This is a genomic window from Nocardia sp. CWNU-33 (genome assembly GCF_046764895.1).
GTDB lineage: Bacteria > Actinomycetota > Actinomycetes > Mycobacteriales > Mycobacteriaceae > Nocardia.
On the sequence record NZ_JBKOQN010000082.1, the window covers coordinates 1 to 5444 of the forward strand.

Annotated in this window: 3 rRNA genes; all 3 read left to right on the forward strand. The window is 55.7% G+C overall.

Going from position 1 to position 5444, the window contains the following annotated elements:
• Window positions 1-203: 203 nt before the first annotated feature.
• The 3 genes from ACLMAL_RS39260 (at window position 204) to rrf (ending at window position 5432) form a co-directional block, all read left to right on the forward strand.
• Window positions 204-1720, forward strand: a 16S ribosomal RNA gene (locus tag ACLMAL_RS39260).
• 341 nt (window positions 1721-2061) lie between these two features.
• Window positions 2062-5194 (forward strand): 23S ribosomal RNA (locus tag ACLMAL_RS39265).
• 121 nt (window positions 5195-5315) lie between these two features.
• A 5S ribosomal RNA gene (gene rrf / locus ACLMAL_RS39270) occupies window positions 5316-5432 on the forward strand.
• Together the 16S, 23S and 5S rRNA genes form the textbook arrangement of a ribosomal RNA operon.
• The last annotated feature ends 12 nt before the right edge of the window (window positions 5433-5444 follow it).

The window sequence follows — 5444 nt, forward strand, 5'->3', positions numbered from 1 at the left end:
TGTGTGCGTGTGTTCTTTGAGAACTCAATAGTGTGTCGATGAATGTCAGTGCCAATTATTTAATTGGTTCCGGCCTTACATACCCCCCGGTTGTAGGGTTGGACATTTAGTCAGCAAATCTTTTTGCTGGCGTTTTGTTTTGCTAGGTTTTCGGACTCTAGTTATTCTTCTGATTACACCCTTCGGGGTGTGGTTGAGAGTCTTCAACGGAGAGTTTGATCCTGGCTCAGGACGAACGCTGGCGGCGTGCTTAACACATGCAAGTCGAGCGGTAAGGCCCTTCGGGGTACACGAGCGGCGAACGGGTGAGTAACACGTGGGTGATCTGCCTCGCACTTCGGGATAAGCCTGGGAAACTGGGTCTAATACCGGATATGACCAAGAGCTGCATGGTTTTTGGTGGAAAGATTTATCGGTGCGAGATGGGCCCGCGGCCTATCAGCTTGTTGGTGGGGTAACGGCCTACCAAGGCGACGACGGGTAGCCGACCTGAGAGGGTGACCGGCCACACTGGGACTGAGACACGGCCCAGACTCCTACGGGAGGCAGCAGTGGGGAATATTGCACAATGGGCGAAAGCCTGATGCAGCGACGCCGCGTGAGGGATGACGGCCTTCGGGTTGTAAACCTCTTTCGACAGGGACGAAGCGCAAGTGACGGTACCTGTAGAAGAAGCACCGGCCAACTACGTGCCAGCAGCCGCGGTAATACGTAGGGTGCGAGCGTTGTCCGGAATTACTGGGCGTAAAGAGCTTGTAGGCGGTTTGTCGCGTCGTCTGTGAAAACTCACAGCTCAACTGTGAGCTTGCAGGCGATACGGGCAGACTTGAGTACTTCAGGGGAGACTGGAATTCCTGGTGTAGCGGTGAAATGCGCAGATATCAGGAGGAACACCGGTGGCGAAGGCGGGTCTCTGGGAAGTAACTGACGCTGAGAAGCGAAAGCGTGGGTAGCGAACAGGATTAGATACCCTGGTAGTCCACGCCGTAAACGGTGGGTACTAGGTGTGGGTTTCCTTCCACGGGATCCGTGCCGTAGCTAACGCATTAAGTACCCCGCCTGGGGAGTACGGCCGCAAGGCTAAAACTCAAAGGAATTGACGGGGGCCCGCACAAGCGGCGGAGCATGTGGATTAATTCGATGCAACGCGAAGAACCTTACCTGGGTTTGACATACACCGGAAACCTGCAGAGATGTAGGCCCCCTTGTGGTCGGTGTACAGGTGGTGCATGGCTGTCGTCAGCTCGTGTCGTGAGATGTTGGGTTAAGTCCCGCAACGAGCGCAACCCTTATCTTATGTTGCCAGCGCGTAATGGCGGGGACTCGTGAGAGACTGCCGGGGTCAACTCGGAGGAAGGTGGGGACGACGTCAAGTCATCATGCCCCTTATGTCCAGGGCTTCACACATGCTACAATGGCCGGTACAGAGGGCTGCGATACCGTGAGGTGGAGCGAATCCCTTAAAGCCGGTCTCAGTTCGGATCGGGGTCTGCAACTCGACCCCGTGAAGTTGGAGTCGCTAGTAATCGCAGATCAGCAACGCTGCGGTGAATACGTTCCCGGGCCTTGTACACACCGCCCGTCACGTCATGAAAGTCGGTAACACCCGAAGCCGGTGGCCTAACCCTTGTGGAGGGAGCCGTCGAAGGTGGGATTGGCGATTGGGACGAAGTCGTAACAAGGTAGCCGTACCGGAAGGTGCGGCTGGATCACCTCCTTTCTAAGGAGCACTTCTGCATCGCACCCCGAAGAGTCGGGGATGGTAAACGTTGATGCCAGAGACCGTTTCGGAAACATACGTTTTCCGGCGGACGCTCATGGGTGGAACGCTGACAACTTCCTTCGCGTATCGACCGACTCTGAGTGGTTGGTCGGCGAGAGATATATCGACACACTGTTGGGTCCTGAGAGAACACGCGAGTGTTTCCTCTTAGGCAAGATAACGACAAGGCTGGATCTTCAGTCATACCGCGAGGGTTTTCGGATTCTCGGCTGGTGCTGAGTCAGGGTTTGGCCTTGTGTGTTGTTTGAGAACTGCACAGTGGACGCGAGCATCTTTGTTAGTAAGTGTTTAAGAGCGTACGGTGGATGCCTTGGCACCAGGAGCCGATGAAGGACGTAGGAGGCTGCGATAAGCCTCGGGGAGCTGTCAACCGAGCTGAGATCCGAGGATTTCCGAATGGGGAAACCCAGCACGAGTGATGTCGTGTTACCCGCATCTGAATATATAGGGTGTGTGGAGGGAACGTGGGGAAGTGAAACATCTCAGTACCCACAGGAAGAGAAAACAACAGTGATTCCGTGAGTAGTGGCGAGCGAAAGCGGATGAGGCTAAACCATGTGGATGTGATAGCCGGCAGGCGTTGTCCATGTGGGGTAGTGGGGCTCATTTTCTTATCACTGCCGTGATGAGCGAGAGTAAGAAACCGTTGGGTTAGTCGAAGTGGTCTGGAACGGCCTGTCGTAGAGGGTGAGAATCCCGTAGACGAAAACCTGGCGGCTCTCGTAGTGAGTGCCCGAGTAGCAGCGGGCCCGTGAAATCTGCTGTGAATCTGCCGGGACCACCCGGTAAGCCTGAATACTCCCTGGTGACCGATAGCGGACTAGTACCGTGAGGGAAAGGTGAAAAGTACCCCGGGAGGGGAGTGAAATAGTACCTGAAACCGTGCGCTTACAATCCGTCAGGGCCTGCGCCAACTTCGGTTGGGTGGGTGATGGCGTGCCTTTTGAAGAATGAGCCTGCGAGTTAGTGGCATGTGGCGAGGTTAACCCGTGTGGGGTAGCCGTAGCGAAAGCGAGTCCGAATAGGGCGTTTCCAGTCGCATGTTCTAGACCCGAAGCGGAGTGATCTACCCATGGCCAGGGTGAAGCGACGGTAAGACGTCGTGGAGGCCCGAACCCACTTAGGTTGAAAACTGAGGGGATGAGCTGTGGGTAGGGGTGAAAGGCCAATCAAACTCCGTGATAGCTGGTTCTCCCCGAAATGCATTTAGGTGCAGCGTCGCGTGTTTCACACCGGAGGTAGAGCTACTGGATGGTCTAGGGGGCCTACAAGCTTACCGAAATCAGCCAAACTCCGAATGCCGGTGTGTGAGAGCGCGGCAGTGAGACTGCGGGGGATAAGCTTCGTAGTCGAGAGGGAAACAGCCCAGATCGCCGGCTAAGGCCCCTAAGCGTGTACTAAGTGGAAAAGGATGTGGGGTCGCGAAGACAACCAGGAGGTTGGCTTAGAAGCAGCCACCCTTGAAAGAGTGCGTAATAGCTCACTGGTCAAGTGATCCTGCGCCGACAATGTAGCGGGGCTCAAGTACACCGCCGAAGCCGCGGCATTCACACAATACATCCGCCATTCCCTGCGGGGGGTGGTGCAGTGGTGTGGATGGGTAGGGGAGCGTCCTGTAGCCAGGGAAGCGGCGGAGTGATCCAGCCGTGGAGGCTACGGGAGTGAGAATGCAGGCATGAGTAGCGAAAGACGAGTGAGAAACTCGTCCGCCGAATGACCAAGGGTTCCTGGGCCAGGTTAATCCGCCCAGGGTGAGTCGGGACCTAAGGCGAGGCCGACAGGCGTAGTCGATGGACAACGGGTTGATATTCCCGTACCCGTGTATCCGCGCCCATGATGAATCAGTTGTGCTAAGTGTCCTGAACTTCCGAGAAGACCTTCGGGTCTCGAGTGGAGGGATGCACATGACCCTGGCTGGTAGTAGTCAAGCGATGGGGTGACGCAGGAAGGTAGCTGGGCCAGTCAGTGGTTGTACTGGTGTAAGCCTGTAGGGCGTTGTGTAGGCAAATCCGCACAGCATGTGCCTGAGAGGTGATGCGTAGCCGATTGAGGCGAATTCAGTGATCCTATGCTGCCGAGAAAAGCCTCTAGTGAGTTGGTACACGGCCCGTACCCCAAACCGACACAGGTGGTCAGGTAGAGAATACTAAGGCGATCGAGAGAACTGTGGTTAAGGAACTCGGCAAAATGCCCCCGTAACTTCGGGAGAAGGGGGACCCGGTCTGGTGATGAGATTTACTCTCGGAGCTGGGTTGGGTCGCAGAGACCAGAGAGAAGCGACTGTTTACTAAAAACACAGGTCCGTGCGAAGTCGTAAGACGATGTATACGGACTGACGCCTGCCCGGTGCCGGAAGGTTAAGAGGACCGGTTAGCGCTTCGGCGCGAAGCTGAGAATTTAAGCCCCGGTAAACGGCGGTGGTAACTATAACCATCCTAAGGTAGCGAAATTCCTTGTCGGGTAAGTTCCGACCTGCACGAATGGCGTAACGACTTCTCTGCTGTCTCAACCACAGACTCGGCGAAATTGCATTACGAGTAAAGATGCTCGTTACGCGCGGCAGGACGAAAAGACCCCGGGACCTTCACTATAGCTTGGTATTGGTGTTCGGTACGGTTTGTGTAGGATAGGTGGGAGACTGTGAAGCGGGCACGCCAGTGTTCGTGGAGTCATCGTTGAAATACCACTCTGATCGTATTGGACCTCTAACCTCGGACCATGATCTGGTTCAGGGACAGTGCCTGGTGGGTAGTTTAACTGGGGCGGTTGCCTCCTAAAATGTAACGGAGGCGCCCAAAGGTTCCCTCAGCCTGGTTGGCAATCAGGTGTCGAGTGCAAGTGCACAAGGGAGCTTGACTGTGAGAGCGACAGCTCGAGCAGGGACGAAAGTCGGGACTAGTGATCCGGCACCGGCAAGTGGAAGCGGTGTCGCTCAACGGATAAAAGGTACCCCGGGGATAACAGGCTGATCTTCCCCAAGAGTCCATATCGACGGGATGGTTTGGCACCTCGATGTCGGCTCGTCGCATCCTGGGGCTGGAGTAGGTCCCAAGGGTTGGGCTGTTCGCCCATTAAAGCGGCACGCGAGCTGGGTTTAGAACGTCGTGAGACAGTTCGGTCTCTATCCGCCGCGCGCGTCAGAAACTTGAGGAAGGCTGTCCCTAGTACGAGAGGACCGGGACGGACGAACCTCTGGTGTGCCAGTTGTTCCGCCAGGAGCACTGCTGGTTAGCTACGTTCGGAAGGGATAACCGCTGAAAGCATCTAAGCGGGAAGCCTGTTCCAAGATGAGGTTTCTCACCACCTTTGAGTGGTTAAGGCCCCCCACAGACCATGGGGTTGATAGGCCAGAACTGGAAGCTCGGTAACGGGTGTAGGTGACTGGTACTAATCGGCCGAGGACTTACCAACGAAGAGGCTACGCGTCCACTGTGCGGTATCTGAAACAACACACAGATACAGAAGCATCCTTGCTTGATCCAAGGATTTTGGTGATTGTTTGGTGTGCTCTCTGTGGATAGTTTCATAGAGTTACGGCGGCCATAGCGGCAGGGAAACGCCCGGTCCCATTCCGAACCCGGAAGCTAAGCCTGCCAGCGCCGATGGTACTGCACTCGACAGGGTGTGGGAGAGTAGGACACCGCCGGAACATCATTCACGA